At 72.4% G+C, this 23,059-nt stretch carries 18 protein-coding genes and 1 pseudogene; 3 read left to right on the forward strand and 16 right to left on the reverse strand.

Annotated features, from left to right (window positions below; all coding sequences use genetic code 11):
* Positions 1-40: 40 nt before the first annotated feature.
* The 13 genes from ABZV00_RS23205 to ABZV00_RS23265 form a co-directional block, all read right to left on the reverse strand.
* Complete coding sequence (locus ABZV00_RS23205; RefSeq protein WP_355609603.1) at positions 41-1,015, reverse strand: sugar phosphate isomerase/epimerase family protein; 975 nt, start codon at positions 1,013-1,015, stop codon at positions 41-43.
* Positions 1,012-1,944: an SCO3242 family prenyltransferase gene (locus tag ABZV00_RS23210; protein WP_355609605.1), complete on the reverse strand. Its 933-nt coding sequence runs from the start codon at positions 1,942-1,944 to the stop codon at positions 1,012-1,014. The genes ABZV00_RS23205 and ABZV00_RS23210 overlap by 4 nt, the downstream gene beginning before the upstream one ends.
* Positions 1,928-3,094, reverse strand: a complete 1,167-nt coding sequence (locus ABZV00_RS23215; protein ID WP_355609607.1) for an inositol-3-phosphate synthase — start codon at positions 3,092-3,094, stop codon at positions 1,928-1,930. The genes ABZV00_RS23210 and ABZV00_RS23215 overlap by 17 nt, the downstream gene beginning before the upstream one ends.
* Positions 3,095-3,718: 624 nt before the next feature.
* Positions 3,719-4,945, reverse strand: a complete 1,227-nt coding sequence (locus ABZV00_RS23220) for a Gfo/Idh/MocA family oxidoreductase (protein WP_355609609.1) — start codon at positions 4,943-4,945, stop codon at positions 3,719-3,721.
* Between the two features lie 20 nt (positions 4,946-4,965).
* Positions 4,966-6,018 (reverse strand): substrate-binding domain-containing protein, encoded by a 1,053-nt coding sequence (locus ABZV00_RS23225; RefSeq protein WP_355609611.1) that lies wholly within the window; start codon positions 6,016-6,018, stop codon positions 4,966-4,968.
* Positions 6,019-6,113: 95 nt separating this feature from the next.
* The gene (locus ABZV00_RS23230; RefSeq protein ID WP_355609613.1) at positions 6,114-7,232 is read right to left on the reverse strand and encodes an ABC transporter permease; all 1,119 of its coding nucleotides are present in this window, start codon (positions 7,230-7,232) and stop codon (positions 6,114-6,116) included.
* A complete protein-coding gene (locus ABZV00_RS23235; protein WP_355609636.1) occupies positions 7,229-8,740 on the reverse strand; it encodes a sugar ABC transporter ATP-binding protein in 1,512 nt (503 codons plus the stop codon). Before ABZV00_RS23235 ends, ABZV00_RS23230 begins: the two co-directional genes overlap by 4 nt.
* A gap of 175 nt (positions 8,741-8,915) precedes the next feature.
* Positions 8,916-10,094, reverse strand: a complete 1,179-nt coding sequence (locus tag ABZV00_RS23240; protein ID WP_328419243.1) for an ROK family protein — start codon at positions 10,092-10,094, stop codon at positions 8,916-8,918.
* A gap of 258 nt (positions 10,095-10,352) precedes the next feature.
* Positions 10,353-11,378: a YihY/virulence factor BrkB family protein gene (locus ABZV00_RS23245; RefSeq protein WP_355609615.1), complete on the reverse strand. Its 1,026-nt coding sequence runs from the start codon at positions 11,376-11,378 to the stop codon at positions 10,353-10,355.
* Positions 11,379-11,441: 63 nt separating this feature from the next.
* Positions 11,442-12,251, reverse strand: a complete 810-nt coding sequence (locus tag ABZV00_RS23250) for an ABC transporter permease (protein WP_328419247.1) — start codon at positions 12,249-12,251, stop codon at positions 11,442-11,444.
* A 10-nt stretch (positions 12,252-12,261) separates the two neighbouring features.
* On the reverse strand, positions 12,262-13,062 hold the full coding sequence (locus tag ABZV00_RS23255) for an ABC transporter permease (protein ID WP_355609638.1): 801 nt from the start codon (positions 13,060-13,062) through the stop codon (positions 12,262-12,264).
* A 236-nt stretch (positions 13,063-13,298) separates the two neighbouring features.
* Entirely contained in the window at positions 13,299-13,841 is a 543-nt protein-coding gene (locus tag ABZV00_RS23260; RefSeq protein ID WP_355609617.1) for a hypothetical protein, read from the reverse strand.
* A 107-nt stretch (positions 13,842-13,948) separates the two neighbouring features.
* A complete protein-coding gene (locus ABZV00_RS23265; protein WP_355609619.1) occupies positions 13,949-14,881 on the reverse strand; it encodes an ABC transporter ATP-binding protein in 933 nt (310 codons plus the stop codon).
* Between the two features lie 272 nt (positions 14,882-15,153).
* Here ABZV00_RS23265 and ABZV00_RS23270 point away from each other — a divergent pair, with 272 nt between their 5' ends.
* Together ABZV00_RS23270 and ABZV00_RS23275 are read left to right on the forward strand one after the other, a co-directional pair.
* Positions 15,154-17,397 (forward strand): TRAP transporter fused permease subunit, encoded by a 2,244-nt coding sequence (locus ABZV00_RS23270; RefSeq protein ID WP_355609640.1) that lies wholly within the window; start codon positions 15,154-15,156, stop codon positions 17,395-17,397.
* Entirely contained in the window at positions 17,394-18,413 is a 1,020-nt protein-coding gene (locus ABZV00_RS23275) for a TAXI family TRAP transporter solute-binding subunit (protein WP_355609621.1), read from the forward strand. The genes ABZV00_RS23270 and ABZV00_RS23275 overlap by 4 nt, the downstream gene beginning before the upstream one ends.
* Before the next feature lie 40 nt (positions 18,414-18,453).
* Here the strand turns inward: ABZV00_RS23275 and ABZV00_RS23280 are convergent, their stop codons facing one another.
* Both ABZV00_RS23280 and dnaG read right to left on the reverse strand, forming a co-directional pair.
* Positions 18,454-18,990 carry a hypothetical protein gene (locus ABZV00_RS23280; RefSeq protein ID WP_355609623.1) on the reverse strand — a complete coding sequence of 179 codons (537 nt, stop codon included), beginning with the start codon at positions 18,988-18,990 and terminating at the stop codon, positions 18,454-18,456.
* Positions 18,991-20,893 (reverse strand): annotated as a pseudogene (dnaG, locus tag ABZV00_RS23285) (DNA primase). It lies immediately after the preceding gene.
* A 114-nt stretch (positions 20,894-21,007) separates the two neighbouring features.
* Between dnaG and ABZV00_RS23290 the strand changes: the two are divergent.
* Positions 21,008-22,216 carry a low temperature requirement protein A gene (locus ABZV00_RS23290; protein ID WP_355609625.1) on the forward strand — a complete coding sequence of 403 codons (1,209 nt, stop codon included), beginning with the start codon at positions 21,008-21,010 and terminating at the stop codon, positions 22,214-22,216.
* Between the two features lie 7 nt (positions 22,217-22,223).
* Here the strand turns inward: ABZV00_RS23290 and ABZV00_RS23295 are convergent, their stop codons facing one another.
* Positions 22,224-23,054: a siderophore-interacting protein gene (locus ABZV00_RS23295; RefSeq protein ID WP_355609626.1), complete on the reverse strand. Its 831-nt coding sequence runs from the start codon at positions 23,052-23,054 to the stop codon at positions 22,224-22,226.
* Positions 23,055-23,059: the final 5 nt, after the last annotated feature.

Here is a 23,059-nt window from a genome sequence, read left to right on the forward strand (position 1 = left end):
TGCTGCTCCGCAGGTGCCCAGGCACACCCTCCGCGCTGCTTCAACCCATACGACGGCCACTGCCCGGATAGGCGGCCATGGCTGCCGCGTCCGCTGACGCAGAGCGGAGGGTGCCGGCGGGCACCTCGTCCTCGGTGCGGCCGCTCATCGCGGCGGCGCGCAGGAACTCGATCGACCGGGCGGCCACGGCGGGCGCGGCGTGCGAGTCCCGGGGCAGCTCGACGGCGACCAGCCCGCGGTAACCGGCCTGGGCCAGGGCCGTCAGCACCGGCGGGAAGTCGATCTCGCCGGTGCCGAACTCCAGGTGCTCGTGCACTCCCCGGCGCATGTCGTCGATCTGCACGTTGACCAGGTGCCCGGCCACCTCGGCGACGCACTGCGGCACAGGCCACGGCTCCAGGCAGCGGCAGTGCCCGATGTCGAGGGTGATGCCGAAGCGGGCCGGGTCGCCGAGCGCGGCGCGCAGCCGACGCCAGCCGGCGATGTCCTCGACGAGCATCCCCGGCTCCGGTTCGAAACCGAGGGTGACGTCGGCGGCGTCGGCGGCGTCGACAACGGCGGCGCAGCCGGACACCAGCCGGTCCCAGGCGGTCTGCGCCGGCACCGGATCGGGGCGGACGCCGGCCCAGAAGGAGACCGCCTCCGCGCCGAGGTCGGCGCCGATCCGGACGGCCCGGCGCAGGAACTCGATCCGCCGGGTCGGGTCGTCGTGCAGCAATGTCGGGGCGTGCTTGTGCCACGGGTCGAGCAGGTAGCGGGCCCCGGTCTCGATCACCACCGCGAGGCCCAGCGCGCTCAGCCGCCGGCTGACGGCGGCCGTCCGGCGGGTGAGGCCGGGCGCGAACGGGTCGAGGTGGTCGTGGTCCAGGGTCAGCGCCACCCCGACATACCCGAGGTCGGCGATGACGGCCAGCGCGTCGTCGAGCCGGTGGTTGGCGAAGCCGTTGGTCCCGTAGCCGAGGCGCAGCGTCGAGGCGTCGGCCGGTGGCCCGGGGCGGGGGTGCGGGGCGGTCATGTCGGGGAGACCTTCCGGGCCAGCCGCCGGCCCAGCGGCGCCGCCGCCGCGACCGCCAGCCCGAGCAGGCCAGCGCCTCCGCGCGCGGTGAGCGCCCCCTGCAGGGCGGGCAGTCCGGTGATCCCGGCGCCGACCGCAGCGCGTACCCGGCCGGCCGACGGGTCGCGGACCACCTGGGCCTGGGCCGCGCCATAGCGGGCGGCGTACCAGCCGGCGAGCACCGCGGGCAGCGCGGCGGCGAGCCGGACCGGCAAGGCAGGGCGGTCACCAGCAGCGGACGGGCCGTCGGTCGGGGTCGGCTCGGCGCGCCGGACGGCGGCCCCAGGTGCCGCGACCGCGGCGCTGGCGGCGACCAGGGCGGTGCCGGCCAGCGTGCGCAGCGGCAGGGCGGCGTCGGCGCCGGTGACCTCCCGGCGGGACAGTGCGGTGACCGTCCAGGTGTGCGCGGCGACGGTCACCGCCGCTGGCAGCGCCCGGGTCAGTCGACCGCCGGACGCGCCGAGCAGCACGTCCAACCCGCGACAGGCGGCCATCACAGCCGGCCCGGCGGCGGTGTTCTTGGCCAGCAGGTCGTACCCCCAGATGGTGGCCGCCAGCGGCACGGCGAGCGCGGCGGCACGGCGACCGCCCACGGCGGCGGCCAGGCCCACCCCGGCGGCCGTGAGGCCGGCGGCGAGCCCGACCGCGGCGACCGGGGCGACCCGGCCGCTGGGGATGGGCCGCTCGGGCCGCTCGACGGCGTCCAGCCGCCGGTCGGCCCAGTCGTTGCCGGCCATGCCGGCCCAGTAGAGCAACACCGAGGCACCGGCCAGGGCGGGGGTACGCCGGCTCAGCGCGCCGGCCGCCGCGGCGCCGGCGACCACGTCCCCGGGCACCGAGAGCGCGGCCGGCGCCCGGACCAGCTCGGCGAGGTCAGCCAACGTGGTCATGGGCACCGTCCCGGCCGGCGTGCAGCCGCTCGGTGAAGCCGACCAGCCGGGCCCACTGCTCGGCCAGCGAGTGGGTGGGCGTGCCGAGCGGGTCCTTGAAGAAGAAGCCCAGCTCGGCCAGCGGCCCGACGTGACCGGCGGCGTGCGCGGCGGCGGTGAGCCGGGCCAGGTCGAGCACCAGGGGCGCGGCCAGCGCGGAGTCGCAGCCGTGCCAGGTGAACTCCATCCGCATCCCGGTGCCGAGGAAACCGGCGAAGGTGATCAGATCCCAGGCGGTCTTGAAGTCGCCCAGCTCCTCGACGTACTCGATCCGGGTGCCGCCCTGCGGCACGTAGCCCAGCGTCTCGCCGAGCACCCGCTGCTTGCTCTGCACCTTGGCGGCGTTGGCGGCCGGGTCGGCGAGGGTGGCGCCGTCACCGCCGCCGAGCAGGTTGACCCCGGACCAGGACCGCACGGCCAGGTTGCGCATCGCGAACATCGGCGCGAGCACCGACTTGACCAGGGTCTCGCCGGTCTTGCCATCGTGCCCGGCGTACGGCAGTCGGGCCTGTTCGGCCAGCGCGGTCAGCGCCGGCAGCCGCAGCCCGGTGGACGGGGTGAAGTCGACGTACGGGCAGCCGGCCAGCAGCGCCGCGTACCCGTACAGGGAGCTGGGTGGCAGCACCTCGTCCGGGCCGGTGAGAGCGGCGCGCAGCGCGTCCGGGTCGGCGTGCCCGGGGTGCGGTCGAGGGGCCGGTTCGGTGGCGGAGACGTTGACCACCACCACCCGGTCCAGCCCGTGCCGCTCGCGGAAGGCGGTGAGATCGCGGACCACGGCGGCGGCCCGGTCGGCCTGGGTCGCGCCGGCCGGTGCCGGACGCAGCTCCTGCTCGACGGCGGCCAACTCGTCGGGGAGCGCGGCGACCAGCCGCCCGGGGATGACACCGGTGTCGGCCAACGCCTCGGCCCGCTTGCACAGCGGAGTGGTGGCCACGTCGTGACCGCCGAAGACCAGATCGGCGAAGGACGGCAGGGCGGGGCCGCGCAGCTCCGGCAGCTCGGTGACGCAGCCGGTCGGCCCGGCCAGGCCGGCCCGCAACGCGAGCCCTCCGACGATGCTGGTGGTCGCGACGGAACCGCGCGCTCCTACCAGCCAGACACCCGTTCGCATGGTGCTCCTTCCCGTTCAGGAGGAACCGTCGGTGCAGTTAAATATAGGAATATCAGAATATTCTTCGGAAAGATACGGCCTGGGTGGATGGGCCCCGTCCGCCCGCGCCCCGCACCGGGACGGCACCGGGTTCCGACGTCGGCGTCGGCGGCGACGACACCGGACCGGTTCCCGGTACGGAGGCGGGCAGACGGGGTTGGTAGGCAGGGTCGGTCGGCGTCTCGACCCTGCCTCCCCCGCATCCGGCCGACCGGGGCGTTGGCCCGCCCCGGCCGGACGTCTCAGGCCGCCGTGCCCAACGGATCACCGACCGGAGTGCGGCACGCCGAACGTCGGCGGACGGAAGCGGTACGGGTGAAGGCAGCGGCGGGCGGTTCCATGGGGTCCTCCGGATCGCCGGGGGTGGTGGCGGTCCTCCGGTGCGGCCGGGGAATCCCGGTCCGGTCGCACCGGACGACCGTCCTGCTCGTGCGCCACCGGGCCGTACGGCCCGGCTGCACGCCCTCCGGTGCCGACCTCGTCCCGACCGCGGGGCGCAAACCGCGGCCGGTCCCTCGCCGGTCGGCTCCGGAAAGCCGGTCGGGCGATGGCGGCGCGAGCACCGCCATCGCGGATGAACATGGGTCAGACGGCCGCCACGGCCAGCGCCGGTTCCACCTCGGTCCAGGAGGAGCCGATCTCCGCCGAACGGGTCACCGCGTCCAGCACGAGCTGGACCTGCAACCCGTCGGCGAACGACGGAGCCGGGTCGACCCCGGTGGCGATCGCCTCGATGAAGTCGCGCATCTGGTGGGTGAAGGAGTGCTCGTAGCCGATGATGTGGCCGGGTGGCCACCACGCCGACATGTACGGGTGCTCGCCCTCGGTCACCAGGATGCGGCTGAAACCCTGTTCCACGCTGGGCCGGGTGGCGTCGTAGAACTCCAGCTCGTTGAGGCGTTCCAGGTCGAAGACCACGCTGCCGAGCGAGCCGTTGATCTCGACTCGCAGGCCGTTCTTGCGCCCGGTGGCGAACCGGGTCGCCTCGTACGTGGCCAGGGCGCCACCGTCCAGCCGGGCCACGAAGACCGCGGCGTCGTCGACGGTGACCGGCCCGGTGGCCGCGCCGGTGCCGTCGACCGGACCGCCGCCGTCCACCGTGGCCGCCAAGCCGCTCGACTCGGCCGGCAACGGCCGTTCCTTGACGAAGGTCTCGGTGACCGCGCTGACGCCGGTGATCCGCTGGCCGGTGACGAACTGGGTCAGGTCGATGATGTGCGCACCGATGTCACCCAGCGCGCCGGAGCCCGCCCTGTCCTTCTGCAACCGCCAGACCAGCGGGAACTGCGGGTCCACGATCCAGTCCTGCAGGTACGTCGCCCGGACGTGCCGGATCACCCCGAGTCGGCCGTCGGCGACCAACTGGCGCATCATCGTGACCGCGGGAACCCGGCGGTAGTTGAACCCGCACATCGACCGCACCCCGGCGGCCCGGGCGGTCTCCGCCGCAGCGGTCATCGCCCGCGCCTCGGCCACCGTGTTGGCCAACGGCTTCTCGCACAGTACGTGCTTGCCGGCGGCCAACGCGGCGAGGGCGATCTCGGCGTGGCTGTCGCCCGGTGTGCAGATGTCGACCACGTCGATGTCGTCCCGGTTGATCAGGTCACGCCAGTCCGTCGTGTACGCGTCCCAGCCGAGCCGGTCGGCGGCGTCGGCCACCTTCGCGGTGTCCCGGCCGCAGATCAGCGCCATTCGGGCCCGCGCCGGCAGGTCGTACACGCGGTTCACGGTGCGCCACGCCTGTGAGTGCGCGGCGCCCATGAACGCGTAGCCGACCATGCCGACCCGCAGTTCTTTGTCTGTCGTGGACAAGGTGGGTCTCCCCCCGTGTGTCAGAACCCGAGCTTCTCGTAGCTGCCCGCGTTCTCCTTGGTGATCGTCTCGGAGGCGAGGGTCACTTCCTTGGGCACCTGCAGCTCCGTGAGGTCCCCGAGGCCCCGGCCCTGGGCGACGAGCCGGGCGAGCGAGATCGCCGAGGAGGCCATCGACGGGTTGTAGGTGACCGTGGCCTTGAGCACGCTGTTGTCGGCCTTGATCGCGTCGATCGCGAGCTTCGAGCCGGCGCCGCCGACCATGAAGAACTCCTTGCGGCCAGCCTGGTTGATGGCGGCGAGCACGCCGATGCCCTGGTCGTCGTCGTGGTTCCAGATGGCATCGATCTTGGGCAGCGCCTGGAGCAGCTGGGCCGCCTCGCGCTGGCCGCTGTCGGAGGTGAACTCGGCCGAACGGCGGTTGGACACCTTGAACCCGTACGTCGCCAGGGCCGCCGTGAAGCCGGCGCTGCGCTCGACGGTCAGCGGGATCTCCAGACCGGCGATCTCGCCGATGACCGGGTTGGTGACGCCCTTGTCCTTGAGCTGCTTGCCGATGAAGTGGCCGGCCGAGACGCCCATGCCGTAGTTGTCACCCTTGATGACCAGCCGCGAGGCCAGCGCGTCGGGGAAGACCCGGTCGAGGTTGACGATCGGGATGCCCGCCTGCATCGCCTGGAGGGCAACGGCGTTGACCTCCTTGCCGTCGTGCGGCAGCACGACGATGATGTCCGGCTTCTGGGCGATCAGCGTGCCGAGCGTGGAGCGCTGGGCCTCGGAGGTCGTCCCACCGTCGACCTCCTTCAGCTCCACATCGGAGTACGCGGCAGCCTGAGCCTTGGCGTTGGCGTGGATCGCGCCCATCCAGCCGTGGTCGGCCGCGGGGGCGGAGAACCCGATGACGACCTTCTTGCCCGGGGCGTTGTTGCCGGCGCCGTCTCCGGCGGCCTTGGTCTGGGTGCTGGCGGCCGGGGTGTCGTTGCTTGTGCATGCTGTGAGCAGGGTGGCGGCGCCGACGGCGGCCCCGCCGAACAGCAACCGACGGCGCGACAGGTCGCGACTGTGCTGGGTCATGACGACCTCCTGGGAGCGGGTTTGAGTGGTGAGGGTGTGCGAGGTCCGGCCACTGTCGAATATCTCGACGTCGCCAGGGACAACGGTGCGGTGCGTCAGGTTGCGGTGGTGACCCTGTTCCGCGCGAGGAGCCGAGTGAAGGACTTGAACTGGAACTGCTGGACCAGGACGGCGGCGACGATAATGCCGCCCTTGACCATGTTCTGCGCCTCGATGGAGAGGCCGTTGATGGCGAAGAGGTTGGTGATCGTGGCGAAGATGATGACGCCGAGCAGCGAGCCGACAATCGTGCCCCGGCCACCGCTGAGCAGTGTTCCGCCGATGATCGCGGCGGCGATCGCGTCCAGCTCGTAGAGGTTGGCCATCGCCGCCTGGGCCGAGGTGGCCTGGGAGGTGAGCATGATGGCGGCGATGCCGCAGCAGAGGCCGGAGAGCGCGTAGAGCAGCATGGTGTGCCGGCGGACGTTGATGCCGGCCAGCCGCGCGGCCTCCGGGTTGCCACCGACGGCGATGGTCCGCCGACCGAAGGTCGTCCGGTTGAGCAGGATCCACCCGGCCAGGACGACCGCGCCGAGGATGTAGACGAGGATCGGGATCCCGAGCACCTTGCGGGCCGCGATGTCGTTGATGAAGGTGCTGCTCGACACCTGGGTCTGCTTGTTGGAGATCGACGCGGCGAGCCCGCGGGCGGCCACCAGCATCGCCAGCGTCGCGATGAACGGCACCAACCGCCCGTACGAGATGAGCACGCCGTTGACCAGACCCACGCAGATGCCGACCACGATCGCGGCGAAGATCATGCCGCCGGCGCCGTAGCTCTGGGTGGCCACCGTGGTGCACCAGACCCCGGCCAACGCGACGATCGCACCGACCGAGAGGTCGATCCCGCCGCCGATGATCACGAAGGTCATCCCCACCGTGACCACGCCGACGACGGAGGCCAGTTGCAGGATGGCCAGGATGTTGTTCCAGACCCAGGTGGGGTCGTCGTAGAGATCAGGCTTGGTGATCGCCCCCACCACGATGAGCGCGGCCAGCACCCCGATCAGACCGAGGTTGCGCTTGGCGCCGTCGCCGCCGTCGCCCCGCCACCAGGAGAGCCGGTTTCCGGTCGAGGCCGCCCGGTCGCCGGCCACCGCCGTCTCGGCCGGGGACTGCGCCGGCACGTGCGGGCGCTCCGGTGTCGCGGTGGGAGTGGGAGTCGCGTCGCTCATGCCGGTGCGCCTTCCATCAGGGACCCCGCCATCACGAGGTCGAGCACGGTGTTCTCGTCGAGTTCGCCGGCGGGGGCCTCGCGGATGACCCGCCCCTCCCGCATCACCAGCACCCGGTCGGCCAGGCCGAGCACCTCGGGCACCTCACTGGAGACCAGCAGCACCCCGACACCGCGAGCGGCCAGCCCGCGGATGACCTGGTACAGCTCGGCCCGGGCGCCGATGTCCACGCCCCGGGTCGGCTCGTCCAGCAGCAGCAGTTTGGTGTCGCCGAGCAGCCAGCGCCCGACCACCACCTTCTGTTGGTTGCCGCCGGAGAGGGTGCGTACCGGCCGGCGGACGTCGCGCGGTCGCAGCTCCAGGCTTTCGGCGATCCGGTCCGCCTCGGCCTGCTCCGCACCGGCGTTGGTGAAGCCGAGCCGGGCGTACCGGCCGAACGTGGCCAGCGTGACGTTGCGGTAGATCGGCTCGCCGAGCAACAGCGCCTGGCTCTTCCGCTCCTCCGGCGCCATGCCCATCCCGGCCCGGACCGCCGCACCCACGCTGCCGGCCCGCAACGCCTTGCCGGCCATCCGGACCGTGCCGGCCTCGGCCCGCCGCGCGCCGTAGATGGTCTCCAGCAGCTCGGAGCGGCCGGAGCCGACCAGCCCGGCGATGCCCACGATCTCGCCGGCCCGGACGCTGAGTGACACGTCGGCGAACTCGCCCGGCCGGGTCAACCCGTCGACCTGGAGCAACTCCACCCCGGCCGGGTCGTCCGCCGGGCGCTCCGGGAAGACGTACTCGATGCTCCGGCCGGTCATCCGGCTGACCAGGTCGCGGGTGGGGGTGTCCCGAGCCGGCAGGTTCGCCGCGGTGGTCCGGCCGTCCTTGAGGACGGTGACCCGGTCGCCGATCTCGCGGATCTCCTCCAGCCGGTGGGAGATGTAGATGACGGCGATGCCCTGGGCGGTCAGCTCCCGGATGATCCGGAACAGGTTGCCCACCTCGTCGTGGGCCAGCACGGCGCTCGGCTCGTCCATGATGATCAGTCGTGCCTCGTGCGACAGCGCGCGGGCCATGCTGACGATCTGCTTGCCGGCCGCCGGCAGCGCCCGGACCATCCGGCCCGGTGGGATCTCGGCGTGGCCGAGCCGGCCGAGGATCTGCCGGGTCCGCCGGGCCATGTGCCCACGGCGGACGAAGCCCAGCCGGCGCGGCTCGTGGCCGAGGAAGGCGTTCTCCCCCACCGACAGGTCGTCGACCAGGTCCAGTTCCTGGTAGATGGTGGCGATGCCGGCGCGCATCGCGGCCTGCGGGTTGGCGAAATTGACCGGCTCGCCCCGCCACTCGACCTGGCCGGAATCCGGCTGGTGCACCCCGGCCAGCACCTTGATCAGGGTGGACTTGCCGGCGCCGTTCTGCCCGAGCAGGCAGTGCACCTCGCCGGCGCGCACCTCCAGCTGCACGCCGTCGAGGGCGCGTACCCCGGGGAAGGTCTTGACCAGGTCGGTGAGGCGCAGGACCACCTCGCCAGCGACGGTGTCGGCGGGGGCTTCGACCAGCGGCGCCTCGGCGGCGGCGTCCGCCGGACCGGTGGCGACGTTCTCCTCGGGCTGGGCCACGGTCTCCTCCTCGCTCACGACGGTTGTTCGGTTGGCGACTGCGGGCTCGCGGACGTCATCCCGGTCTGCGACTGGGGGTTCATGACGCCTCGCCGAAGGCGACGTCGCTGGCGAGCACGGCCGCGCCGGCGACGCCGGCACGGCCGCCGAGCTCGGACAGCACGACGGGCAGGTTGCCGGTGGCCAGCGGCAGCGACCGGCGGTAGACGACGCTGCGGATCTCGGCGAGCAGGATGTGCCCGAGCTGGGCGAGCCCGCCGCCGATCACGATCATCGACGGGTTGGTGAAGCTGACCAGGCCGGCGAGCACCCCGCCGACCCGCCGTCCGCCGTCGCGGATCAGCTGGATGCAGGTCACGTCCCCCTCGACGGCACCCTCGGCGACGTCCAGCGCGGTGACCACACCGCGCAGGGCCATCCGCTCGGCCAGCGCCGGCGACACTCCGCTGCGGGCGGCGGCGATGGCGTCCTTGGCCAGTGCGGCACCGCTGAACAGCGCCTCCAGGCAGCCGACATTGCCGCAGGAACACATCGGACCGTGCGAGTCGACCTGGATGTGGCCGATGTCCCCGGCGCAGCCGTCGGTGCCCCGGTAGACCTCGCCGGTGAGGTAGATGCCGCACCCTATTCCGGTGCCGATCTTTACGAAGAGGAAGTCGTCCACCGAGTGGGCGACCCCGCCGTGGCGCTCGCCGATCGCCATGATGTTGACGTCGTTGTCGACGACCGCGGGGCAGCCGTGCTCCCGGCTGAGCAGCTCGCGCACCGGGAACCGGTCCCAGCCGGGCATGATCGGCGGCGAGACCGGGACGCCGTCGCGGAAGCTGACCGGGCCGGGCACACCGATGCCCACCGCGTCCAGCCGCTCGTACGCGCCGTCGACCCGGGCCTTGTGCAGCAACTCGTTGACCCGTTGCAGGGTCACCTTCGGTCCGTTGCGGATGTCGGCCGGTTCGGCGTAGTGGGCCACCGGTTCGAGTCGGCCGTTGACCACCTCGACGTCCATCGAGCTGGCGCCCAGGTCGACGGCCGCGAACCGCAGCTTCGGGTTCAGCTCGACCAGAGTGGAGCGGCGCCCGCCCCGGGACGCGGCGAGCCCGGCCTCGGCGACGTAACCCAGAGCGACCAGTCGGTCCAGCTCGGCCAACAGGCGCGGGCGTGGCATCTGGAGCCGGTCACCCAGCTCTGCCCGGGACACGGCCCCCTCGTCGCGGAGTAACCGCAACAGCCGGACGTGCAGGGGGTCGACGGTCCGCACCGGGACTCACCTCTTCATCGGACTCGTTCACATCGGCGCAATGCCGATGTGTTGTGTCCGACACAGTAGGAGCGTTCCGTACCGCGTGTCCAGAGCTTCAACCGTTCTGATCCCAACTTTTGTCCGAAAGAACAAAAGCTACTAGTCGATCAAGAAAAGGATCACCTGCCGCCCGCATCCGCTCTCCGGCTGTACCGCCGCAGGACACGGGACCGCCCCGCCAGCCGTTCTCCGGTGGCGGGGCGGTCGGACCGTCGATCAGCGGCGGCCGGCGGCGTTCCGCTTCTTCCTGAGCTTGCGGTCGTCGCGCAGCTCGACGTACGGCTCGTCGTCGACCGGGTGGCCGGCCGAGATGGCCCGGCCGCGCTCCAGCTCCGCGTCGAACTCGGCGCCCAACAGGATCGCGATGTTGCTCAGCCAGAGCCAGACCAAGAAGATGATCACCCCGGCCAGCGCCCCGTACGTCTTGTTGTACGAGCCGAAGTTGCTCACGTAGAAGGCGAACAGGCCGGAGATCACCAGCCAGATCACCACGGCCAGCACGCCACCCGGGCTGACCCAGCGGAACCCGCCGTGCCGCGCGTTCGGCGAAGCCCAGTAGAGGATCGCGAACATCAGGCTGACCAGGATCAGCAGCACCGGCCACTTGGCGATGTTCCAGACCGTGACCGCCGTCTCGCCCAACCCGACCGCGTTCCCGACCAGTTCTGCGAGGCGGCCGGTGAAGACCACGATCACCGCGCAGGCCAGCAGCAGCACGCCGATCACCGCCGTGACGCCGACCCGGATCGGCAGCGTCTTCCAGATCGGTCGCCCCTCCGGCACGTCGTAGATGGTGTTGGAGGCGCGCATGAACGCGGCGATGTACCCGGAGGCGGACCAGAACGCGGCCAGCAGACCGATGATCGCCGCGATGCTGGCCAGCCCGCCGTTCTGCTGGGCCTGGTTGATCGCGTCCGTGATGATCTGCTGGATGTTCCCCTCCGGCACCGCCTGGTTGACGGTGTCCTTGACGCCCTCGGTGGCGCCGTCGCCGAGCAGGCCGAGCAGGGAGATCAGCACCAGCACCCCGGGGAAGATGGACAACACCCCGTAGTAGGTCAGCGCCGCGGCCCAGTCGGTCAGGCTGTCGTCCTGGAACTCTGTGACCGTCCGGCGCAGAGCCGCCTTCCAGCCGCTGCCGGGCAGGTCGGTGGGGCTGTCCGGCCCGGCGTCGGGACCGACCGGCGCGCTGGCGGAGTCACGCTCACGCCCGCTGTCGGCGGAAGACTCGTCGGAGGCCATTGCCCCTCCTCACTGTCGGCGATGTTGCCTCCGACATGCCCCGCAGGAGGCGCCGGGTAACCCCTACTTGTAGAGCAACCTGCCCATCCGGCGCGAGGCGACCAGCAGGCCGAGCGCCATCATCGCCAGCAGGTAGAGCACGTCGAGCAGCCAGGACCAACCACTGCCACCCAACGCGAGACCACGGATCAGGTGCACCGACCGGTAGAGCGGGGTGACCTCGATCAGCCAGTGCAGCAGGGTCGGATAGGCCTGCGCCGGCACGAACGTGCCGGAGAAGAGGAAGAGGGTGAACTGGGCGGACCCCATCAGGTCGAAATCCTGCCAGCTACGCATGAAGGTGGAGAGCGCCATGCCGAGCGCGCCGAACGCGAACCCGACCAGCACGGCGGCCGGGAGAGCGGTCAGCGCCCGGGGGACGGTGGTCAGGCCCAGCGCGATCATCACCCCGAGGAACGCTGCCGAGTAGGCGCTGCCGCGCAGCATCGCCCAGCCCAACTCACCGACGGCGATCTCGAACGGCCGTACCGGGGTGGCGATCATCCCGTCGTACAGCTTCATGTACTTCATCTTGCCGAAGAAATTGAAAGTCGTCTCCGCGAGCGCCCCGGTCATCGCCGAGGAGGCGAGCATCGCCGGGGCCACGAACTCGGCGTACGAGACCAGCCGCCCGTCGGGCAGCGGCAGGTCGCCGACCAGCGTCCCGACGCCCACCCCGATCGAGAACAGGTAGAGCAGTGGCTCCACGAAGCCGGAGAGCAGCAGCAACCAGTAGACGGACTTCAGGGCCGCGACGTTGCGCTCGACCACCGACGCCGAACGCCGGGACGCGGCGGAGACGTCGACCAGCCGAGGCAGGATCAGCGTGACCACGACATTCTCCCTAGACGACGAGCTTGCGACGGAACGCGCGCAGCGCCAGCAACCAGCCGCCGAGGGCCCAGGCCGCCAGGTAGAGCAGGTGCCCGGCGATCGACCACTGTGGTGCGACGCCGAGCGTGGCCGCGCGGCAGAGGTCGACGGCGTGCCAGAGCGGTGTCAGGTACGCCAGCCAGCGCAGCGCCTCGGGCAGCGACTCGACCGGGAAGAACACCCCGGCGAAGAGCGTCATCGGGATGACCGCGAACCGGAACAGCATCGCCAGCCAACTGTCGCTGGACACCGACGCGGTGTACGCGAATGTCGGCGCGGCCATGGCCAGCCCGAGCAGTGCCACCACCGGCAGGGTGGCCACCGCCCAGGGCGACCGCAGCGCCCCGAACAGCCCGGTGACCAGCAGAAACGCCGCGATCGTGGTGAGCACCCGGAACAGCACGAAGGCCAGGTGCCCGGCCACGATGTCGCCCACCCGCAGCGGCGACGCGCTCTGCGCGAAGTATGTCTTGACCCACTGGAAGTTGCTGAACACCGGCCACGTCGAGTCGCCGACGGTCACCTGGAGGGCGGTCGAGGCGATCAGCCCGGGGACCAGCCAGTCGAGGTAACGCACGCCGCCGACGCCCTGGTCGATGTAGGCGCCGACGCCCACCCCGAAGCCGAGCACCGTCAACACCGGCAGCAGGAACGAGGAGAACACCCCGGCCCGCCAGGTGCGTCGTAACCCCACCAGGTAGTGCTCGAACACGGCGTACGCCGGGACCCAGGGGAGCCCCGGCCGAGCCCGCTCGCGCGTCGATCCCGCCACGCTCACCACGACCACCCCCGCCCCACCGTGCCTGCCACCACGACCTTCCTACCCCCGGGGTACGACAGGCCGCCGGTCACCCTACGGCGACCTCCCCCGACCTGTCCCCCCGTTTCCGCCGGCCCCGGCAACCACGACGGGGCGCGTTTCGCGCCCACCGTCGGACAGGTGCGAGCCGGCGGCGGGGCGGGTGCACGCCGAGGCGGGTGCACGCCGAGGCGGGTGCGGCGGCGGGATCAGCCGCGCCGGGGGGCGCGGACCAGCGCCTGTACGGCGTAGCCGAGCAGCAGCACCCCCGCGCCGGTGCCGACCACCACACCGGCCGACACCGCCGAGGCGAGCGCGACGACGAGCCCCGCCGCCGCCAGCACGCACATCGCGATGCCGAGTGGCCGGAGCAGCGGGTCTCGCAACAGCGGGGCGAGCGGGAAGAAGTGCAGCCCGACCACCGCACAGACCAGCACCGGGATGTACTCGGACCAGTCGGCGGCGGCCAGCAGGACGGCGCCCACCCCGGCGGCGGCGAACTCTGCGACGACGATGAGCACGTACCGCCGGTTGGTCGCCCGGTCCCCCGCTCCGCCGCCGGCGCCCCGGGGGCGGCCCGACACCACGCCGCCCACCACGGCCGTGATCATGGAAGCCACGCTGCCCACCACCAGCAGTGCGCGCCACGGCTGCTCCGCCGCCGGCACGCTGAACCAGACTGTGGCGAAGAAGCCCAGGTAGAGGGCGGTCAACCCGGCCTGATGCCGGCTGTTGGTCGGCAGGTTGGACATGAAACCCCCATGGTTTGCTGCCGGTCGGGCGGACGCGCTCACCGGGCTGCCGATGCTACGCAAGATCACAACGCGCCACTGACCCGACCGGCGGGCTCGGGCGCGGGTCAGTCGACCAGGGTGCGGCCGGTCAGGTGCAGGAAGACGTCCTCCAGGCCGCTGCGTCGCACCAGCACGTTGGCCGGCCTGAGCCCCAGCGCGGAGACCTCGGCGACCGCCGCGTCGCCGTTGGCCACGTACAGAAGGATGCGGTCGGGTAGCACCTCGACCCGCTCCCCCAGCCCGTCGAGCTTGCCGGCGAACGGCTCCTGCGACTCGGCGGCGAAGCGCAGCTCGACCACCTCGCGCGTGGAGTGCTGCTCGATCAGCGCCCGGGGCGAACCCTCGGCGACGATCCGCCCGCCGTCCATCACCACCAGCCGGTCGCAGAGCTGCTCGGCCTCGTCCATGTAGTGCGTGGTGAGCACCAGCGTGACGCCCTGCTGCTTGAGCCGGAACAGCCGCTCCCAGACCAGGTGCCGAGCCTGTGGGTCGAGCCCGGTGGTCGGCTCGTCGAGCAGCACGATCTCCGGATCGTTGACCAGCGCGCGGGCGATGGTCAACCGGCGCTTCATTCCGCCGGAGAGTGGCTCGACCTTGCTGTCGGCCCGCTCGGTGAGCTGGACGAAGTCGAGCAGCTCGGCGGCCCGCTCCCGGGCCGCCCGGCGCGAGATGCCGAAGTAGCGGGCGTAGACGGTCAGGTTTTCCCGGACCGTCAGCTCCGGGTCGAGATTGTCCAGCTGCGGGCAGACGCCGAGCCGGGCCCGGATGGCCGGCCCGTCGCGGACCGGGTCCAGGTCGAGGATGCGCAGCTCACCCCCACTCGGCGGGGAGGTGCAGCCGACCATCCGCATGGTGGAGGACTTGCCGGCGCCGTTGGGCCCGAGGAAGCCGAACGCCTCGCCCGAGCGCACCTCGACGTCGATGCCGTCGACGGCGGTGAAGTCGCCGAACCGCTTCACCAGCCCGCGAGCCTGAATCAGTGGTCGCCCCGAAGTCACCGCCCGACCCTAGCGGCCAGGTCCGACAGCCCTCCAGGCAAATTCGACGCCGGTCGAGGCGGCGGCGCCGACACCCGACCTGCCCGCGGCGAAACGCCCGTCGATGCCCCACCTGATAGTCGATCGACGTGTATCGTCCCCTCGTGTCGCCCACCCGTTCGCCCGACGGTTCGCCACCACCCGCACAACCAGCCGACTCCCCCACCAGCGAGCCCGCTCCGGGCACCGGCGGTGCACCACCCCGGCAGGCTGCGCCAGCCGAGACCGAGGCCATGGCTGCGCCAGCCGAGACCGGGACCGTAGCTGCGCCAGCCGAGACCGGGACCGTCGCTGCGCCAGCCGGGGCCGAGACCGCCGTGGCCGACCCACCCGGCAGCGCCGACCAGGCCGGGCGCATCGACGGCGACGATGCGCGCACCGACCCCGAGCGGACGACGCGCGACCTGGCCGCCCAGTTCGAGGACGAGAAGCCGGGCCGGGTGTTGTCCGGGCCGGCCGGCCTGCTCCTCACCGCGGCGGCGCTGGCGGCCAGCGGGCTGGCCCTCTGGCAGGTGTTCCGCCCGCTGGCGCAGGGCAGCAAGTACTACTTGATCATCTTCCTGGCGCTCGTACTGCCGCTGGTCTTCCTGGCCTACCCGGCCGACCTGCGGCTGCGGGCCCGGCTGCTGGCCTGGCAGCGCCGCACCAGCCGGCCGGTCGACCCGGGCCTGCCGCGTCCGGCCCCGACGCGACCCACCGCGGTGGACTGGGCCCTGGTCGCGCTGGCAGTGGCCGGTTGCCTCTACCCCGTGCTGCCGATCTGGATCGGTACGGGTGGCGGCGGCTACAACGCCTTCCTCGACCGGCAGGGCCTGCTCGTGCCGCTGGACCTGGTGATGGGCACCCTCCTGCTGCTCCTGCTGCTGGAGGCGTGCCGGCGGACCACCGGGTGGATCCTGCCCGCGGTCTGCCTGCTGTTCCTCGGCTACGGCTACTACGGCGGGCTGCTGCCGCAGTCCTGGCCGGTCGCCCACTCCGGGCTCGACTTCAGCCAACTGGTCGACGCGTTCTACAACTCCGACAGCGGCTTCTATGGCACCCCGCTGGACGTGGCCGCCTCGTACATCGTGCTGTTCACCATCTACGGCGCGGTGCTGGAGCTGTCCGGTGCCGGGCGGTTCTTCGTCGAGCTGTCAGCGGCCGCGTTCCGCCGCTCGCGCACCGCCGCCGGGCGGACCGCGGTGGCCTCCGGATTCCTGCTCGGCACCGTCTCCGGCTCCGGTGCCGCGACGACGGTGAGCATCGGCGCGGTCACCTGGCCACTGCTGCGCCGCGCCGGCTATCCCCCGGAGCGGGCCGGCGGCATGCTGGCCGCGGCCGGGGTGGGCGCGATCCTCTCCCCACCAACCCTGGGCGCGGCGGCGTTCATCATCGCCGAGTACCTGGGCGTCTCGTACCTGCAGGTGCTCGGCTGGGCCACCGTGCCGACGGTGCTCTACTACCTCGGCATCCTGCTCGCCGTGGAGATCGACGCACGCCGCTCCGGCGTACGCCCGGTGGTGATCGACGTCGCCTCACCGTGGCGCCTACTGGGCCGGTTCGGCTACCACTTCGCCTCGCTGATCGCCATCATCGTGCTCCTCGCCGTCGGCGTGTCCGCGACGAGAGCGGTCGTCTTCGCCACCCTCCTGGCGGCTGCGCTCTCCTTCCTGGACCGTACGCACCGGCTCACCCCGGCCCGGCTGATGGCCGCGCTCGTCACCGGCGTACGCGGCGTGCTCGCGGTGACCGCCGTCTGCGCCGCCGCCGGCATCATCACGGCGACCACGACGAAGACCGGCCTCGGGCCGCAGGCCGCGGCGCTGCTGGTCGGTGGGGCGAAGGCGGTCACCTCGGACCCGACCCTCGTGCTGGTGCTCACCGCGCTGCTCGCGGCCGTCGCCCTCACTCTGCTGGGCCTGGCCGTGCCGGTCACCGCCTCGTTCGTGATCGGTTGGGTGATCGTCGGCCCGGCACTGCTCGACCTGGGCGTGACGGCACCGGCCGCCGCGATGTTCGTCTTCTACTTCGCGGTCCTGTCCGAGGTGTCCCCACCGACCGCGCTCGCGGCGGTGGCCGCCGCCGCGGTCACCGGCGGTCGGCTGGTGCCGACCATGTGGCAGACCCTGCGCTACGCGCTGCCGGCCTACCTGACCCCGATCGCCTTCGTCATCACACCGGCCGGGCTCGGCCTGCTCGGCATCGGCGGCGTGCAGCGGATCGTCTTCGCCGGCCTTGTCACCGCGCTCAGCGTGGCCGTGCTCGCCGTCGCCGCCGGTGGATGGCTGCCCGGCGTTGGTCCCGCCGGCGCCCCGGAGCGTGTGCTCGGTGCACTCGCCGGCGTGACGCTGCTCTGGCTCGAACCCGTACCGGTCACGGTCGGCGCCGCGCTGGCCGCCGTCGCGGTGGCGGGAGTGTTCGTACGACGCGGATCCGCCGGCCGGGCCGGCGGGCGGCCAGCCGGTTCACCAGCGAACCTCCGGGAGGAGAAACTGTGAGACGAATCGATGTACGGCTCGTGGCGGGTCTGAGCGTGGTCGCCCTCGTCGCGGTCGGAGCCACGGGTTGCGGGGGCCAGCAGGGCGGTGCCGCCAAGGACGACGCGGCCAGCGAGGTCACCTGTGAGGTGACCCGGGAGACCCGCGTCGGCATCGCCACCGGCAACGCGACCGGCGTCTACTACGTGGTCGGCAACGCCCTCGCCGGGCAACTGTCCGGAGCGACCGGTGGCAAGCTCTCCGGCACGGCCGCGGAGACCGGCGCCTCGGTGCAGAACGTCGAGCAGTTGGTCGGCGGCCAGTACGACGTGGCGTTCTCCCTCTTCGACACGGCGGTCAACGCGGTTCAGGGCAAGGGCAGCTTCACCGCGCCGCAGCCGGTCGAGGCGCTCGCACGCATCTACGACAACTACACCCAGGTCGTGGTCCGCAATGACGCCGGGATCAACTCGGTGGCCGACATGCGGGGCAAGCGGATCTCCACCGGTTCGCCGAAGTCCGGCACCGAGGTGATCGCCAATCGGCTGCTGGAGGCCGCCGGCCTCGACCCGGCCAAGGACATTCGGGCGCAGCGGCTCGACCTGACCAAGACAGTCGAGGGGATCAAGGACGGCAGCATCGACGGCTTCTTCTGGTCCGGCGGCCTGCCCACCGGAGGCCTGACCGACCTGTTCACCACCGCCGGCGACCGGGTGAAGTTCATCGACATCGCGCCCCTGCTGCCGAAGATGACCGAGTTGAGCCCCGCCTACCAGGCCGGGACGATCGGCCGGGACGCGTACCGGACGGCGGCGGACACCCCGACGATCGTCGTGCCGAACGTGCTGCTGGTCCGCAAGGACCTGGACGCCAACGTCGCCTGTGCGATCACCCGGACGGTCTTCGACAAGCGGGACACCCTGGCCCAGGCGAACCCGGCGGCCAAGGGCATCTCCCTGGAGACCGCCCGGAAGACCGAGCCGGTTCCGCTGCACCGTGGTGCCGCGAAGGCGCTGGAGGATCTCGGCGCCAACTGACCCGGCCAGCGGGTCGGGCCGCCGCGGGCCGGGCGTCGGGCTACCCGTCGACCGGTGCGGTGGCGGCCCGGGCCGCGGTGACCAGGCGGTCGGTCTCGGCGAGCAGGTCCTCCTCGTCCGGCGGGGTGCCGGGGTCGAGGCGGACCGTCCAGGTCAGACCGTCCACCCCGGCCGCGCGCCGGGCCGCGACCCGGGCCCCGCCACCGGGCACCGGGTGGTGTTCGGTGTACGCGACCGAGCGGGTCACCCGGGCCCGCACCTGGTGCGGCAGCTCGCCCGGGTCGAGCAGCAGGTACGACTCGGCCGGGCAGTCGGTGACCACCGTGTACGCGTCGCGTTCGACGAGGGTCTCGGCGGGCGTGACGGTCAGCTCGCGGCCGGACCAGACGGCCTTGAGGATGTCGTGCCAGCCGAGCCGGTGCCCCCGACCGGGCAGCCACAGACCGAGGTTGGTGGCCACCACCACCCCGTCGCCCTCGCCGTTGCCCGCCGCCGCCCAGGCCAGCACCCGTTCGTCGGCGGCGAGCGGCGGCCGGTCGGCCGGCGGGAGCTTCGGCTTGCGGCTGAACAGTCCCATCTAAAGGCCTCCTGCGGCCTGCTCGCGCAGCGCCCTGGCGTGCTGCTCCAGTGACAGCAGCTCGCCGAAGGCGGCGAAGTACTCGTCCTTGTTGTTGACCGGGTTGATCCGCTGGATCCGCGACTTGAGGTCCCGGATCCGGGCCGTCACCGACCCGAACTGCACCCGGGCCATCGTGATCGACACGTAGCGCGGGTCCGGTTCACCGTCGATCCGTAGCGGCTCCACCGCCAGCTCGCCGACCAGCGCCGCTGACGCCAGGTCGTCGCAGGCGTCGCGGACCAACTCGATCCAGACGGCGCCGCCGGTCGCCGACACGGCCCCGCCGGCCGCCGCGATGGCCGCGCGTACCGCGACGTGCACCGGGTGCCGGTACTCCGTGGCCTCGACGGCGTCGAACATCGGCCCGGCCAGCACGGGCTGCTGCAGGGCGAGCTTCAACGCTTCCCGCTCGACCATCGACTGCGGGCTGTCCAGTGCCGGCTCGGGGCGGGTCGGCGCGGGCCGGCCGGCGGGGGCGGCGTCCCGGGCGCCGGGCGGCGGGGCGTTGGCGGCGGCGAGCACCGCCCGCTGCACCGGCTCGATCTCCATCCCGAGGTCCATGGCGAGCTTGCGGACGTACTCCGGGCGCTTCTCCCGGTCCTTGAGTTGCGCGACCAGCGGCGCGGCCCGGCGCATCGCCTCGACCCGGCCGTCGACGGTGTCCAGGTCGTACCGGCTGATCACGTGCCGCAGCGCGAAGTCGACCAGCGGCTCGCGCCGGGCCACCAGGTCGCGCACCGCCAGGTCGCCCTTGGCCAGCCGCAGCTCGCACGGGTCCATGTTGTCGGGGCTGACGGCGATGAACGTCCGGCCCACGAAGCGCTGGTCGTCGGAGAAGGCGCGCAGCGCCGCCTTCTGCCCGGCGGCGTCCCCGTCGAAGGTGAAGATGATCTCCCCGGCCACCGAGTCGGTGTCCAGCAGCAACCGGCGCAGCACCCCGATGTGGTCGGCGCCGAACGCCGTGCCGCAGGTCGCCACCGCCGTGGTCACCCCGGCCAGGTGGCAGGCCATCACGTCGGTGTAGCCCTCGACGATCACCGCCCGGCCCTGCTTGGCGATCTCCCGCTTGGCCTGGTCGATGCCGTAGAGCACGTGCGACTTCTTGTAGATCGGCGTCTCGGGGGTGTTCAGGTACTTCGGGCCGTCGTCGTCCTCGAAGAGCTTGCGGGCGCCGAAACCGATCACGTCGCCGGCGAGGTCGCGGATCGGCCAGAGCAGCCGCCGGCGGAACCGGTCGATCAGCGTGCCGGAGCGGGACTCCCGAGACAGCCCGGCGGTGACCAGTTCCTGGTGGGTGAAGCCCTGCTGGCGCAGGTGCTTGGTGAGCAGGTCCCAGCCCTCCGGCGCGAAGCCGCAGCCGTAGCGCTCTGCGGCGGCCCGGTCGAAGCCACGTTGGGCCAGGAACTCCCGTGCCCGGCGGGCACCGGCGGTGCTGAGCTGAGCCTGGTAGAACTCGACGGCGGCGGCGTGCGCGGCAACCAGGCGCTGGCGCTGGCCCTGCTGGGGTCGGGGGCGCGGGGTGCCCTTGTCGTCCTCCAGGTAGCGCAGCTGGATGCCGGCGCGGCCGGCCAGCCGCTCGACGGACTCGATGAAGCTGAGGTGCTCGGCGTCCATCAGGAACTTGATCGCGTCGCCACCGGCCCCGCAGCCGAAGCAGTACCAGACGTTGCGGGCCGGGGAGACGTTGAAGGACGGGCTCTTCTCGTCGTGGAACGGGCACAGGCCCTTGAGGTTGCCGCCGCCGGCGGACTTCAGGGTGACCGTCTCGGAGATCACGTCCCCGATCGAGGTGCGTTCCCGGACCAGTGCGATGTCCTCGTCCCGGATTCGCCCAGCCATGCGCCACCCCCTCGGCGTACATCCTGCCCTGCCGGACCGGCGGCACGCCGGCCGGGGCACGCCGGATGTGGCGGCCACCGCTGCCGGCTCGACGGTTCCCGCCCGGGAGCCGGACCCGCGCGGGGACCATGACCAGATGCGGAGGGTACGGACCGTCGGCGCCCGCTTGCCGGGATGGTTGTCCGGTCGGCTGGGCGTACGCGGGCCGGCACCGCTGGAGGACGAGGCCGGGCACCGCCACGCCACCTGGCTGGAGCTCTTCCTCGACATCATCTTCGTGTACGCGCTGGCGGCGGTGGTGGCCCGGCTGGGCACCGACTCGACCCCGTCGGTGGGCGGCATACTTGCCGTGAGCGGGCTCTTCGTGGTGGTCCAGTGGGCCTGGATGGGTCAGGTCTACTACGACACCCGGTTCGACCCGGACGATCTGCCGCACCGGCTGCTGGTGCTGGTCGCGCTGGTCGGCGCCGGCACGATGACGCTCGGCGTGGACGAGGTGCCGGAGAGCGCGCTGCTGCCGGTCGGGTACCTGATCGTCCGGGGCGTGCTGCTTCTGCTCTACCTGCGGGCCCGGCCGGCCAGCCCGATCGCCCGCACGGTGATCTCGGTCTACCTGGTCGGCTTCGGGCTGGGCTGGCTGATCTGGCTGGTCTCGCTGGCCGTGCCGATCGCGCTGCGCCCAGCGCTGTGGGTCGTCGCGATGGCCATCGAGCTGGCCACGCCCTGGGTCGGCCGACGCCGGCTCGAGCAGTGGCCGGTGGACAACCGGCACCTGCCGGAACGGATCGGCCAGTTCACCATCATCGTGCTGGGCAGCGCGCTGGCCAACCTGCTCTTCGCGGTGCCGGACCACCCCCGGCCGCACATGATCCTCACCGCCGGGTTGGCCTTCGTGGTGCCGGCCGCCGTCTGGTGGGTCTACACCACCTTCGTCACCACCAACCTGTCGACGACCCGCCTGCGTGCCGGGCAGGCGTACACCTATCTGCACATCCCGCTCAGCGGTGCGCTGCTGCTGCTCGGCTGGTCGCTCGGGCAGACGGTACGGCTGGTCGACAGCGGCGCGAGCCGGCTGCCGCTGGAGCTGCGGCTGCTGTTGGCTGCCTCGGTGGTCGTCTGGGTGCTGTGTGGGCTGGGCCTGTTCACGCTCGCTACCCGGCCGAGCGCCTCCCGGCTGGCGATCACCGCCTACGCGGTGATTTCGGTCAGCCTGATCGGCGCGACGGTACGCGAGGCCCGGCTGCTGTTGCTGCTGCTCGCCCCGGCGATCGTCGGGTACGCCGTGCTGCTCAACCGGCGACTCACCGCGGTCCGTGAGGAATGGGACCGGCAGACCGAGGGCTGAACCGTGCTCAGGCAGCGGTGGGCTCCTCGGCCGCCACCTCCCGGTTCCAGTCGGCCTTGGCCGAGCGCCAGCCCTCGTCGTCCATGCCGCGCCGCCAGTAGCCGGAGATGGAGAGCCGATCGGCCGGTACGCCCCGCTCGGCGCGCAGCAGCCGGCGCAGTTCCCGGACGAAGGTCGCCTCGCCGTGGACGAAGGCGTGCACCTGGCCCGGCGGGAACTCCAGGTCCCGCACCGCCGCCACCAGCGCGGCACCCACCGGGCGCTCGCCGCGGTGCAGCCAGGTGAGCTGGACCGCGCCCGGGCTGAGCAGCTTCTGCTCCTCCGCCGGGTCGGCGATCTCCACGAAGACATGGGCCGGGGCGCCCAGCGGCAGCCGTTCCAGGGCGGCGCCGATCGCCGGCAGGGCGCTCTCGTCGCCGACCAGCAGGTGCCAGTCCGCGTCCGGGCTCGGGGCGTACGCCCCGCCGGGTCCGACGAAGTGCACCGGGTCGCCCGGGCGCAGCGCGGCGGCCCACGGGCCGGCCAGCCCCTCGTCGCCGTGGTGCACCACGTCGACGGTCAGCTCCTCAGCCAGCGGGTCCCACTGCCGCACGGTGTACGCGCGCAGCCGGGGCCACTGCTCGCGGGGCAGGTCACGGCGAATCTCGGCGAGGTCCAGCGGCTGCGGGTACGCGACGCCGGGCTGCGGGAAGACCAGCTTGATGTAGTGGTCGGTGAACTCGCCCACCGGCAGGCCGGCCAGCTCGTCCCCGCCGAGGACGAGCCGGATCAGATGCGGGGTGGGCCGCTCGGTGCGCAGCACTCGGACCGAGGTGACGTTCCTAGGGCGTTCCGTCATACCAC

The sequence above is a fragment of the Micromonospora sp. NPDC005173 genome, from assembly GCF_040608515.1.
GTDB lineage: Bacteria > Actinomycetota > Actinomycetes > Mycobacteriales > Micromonosporaceae > Micromonospora.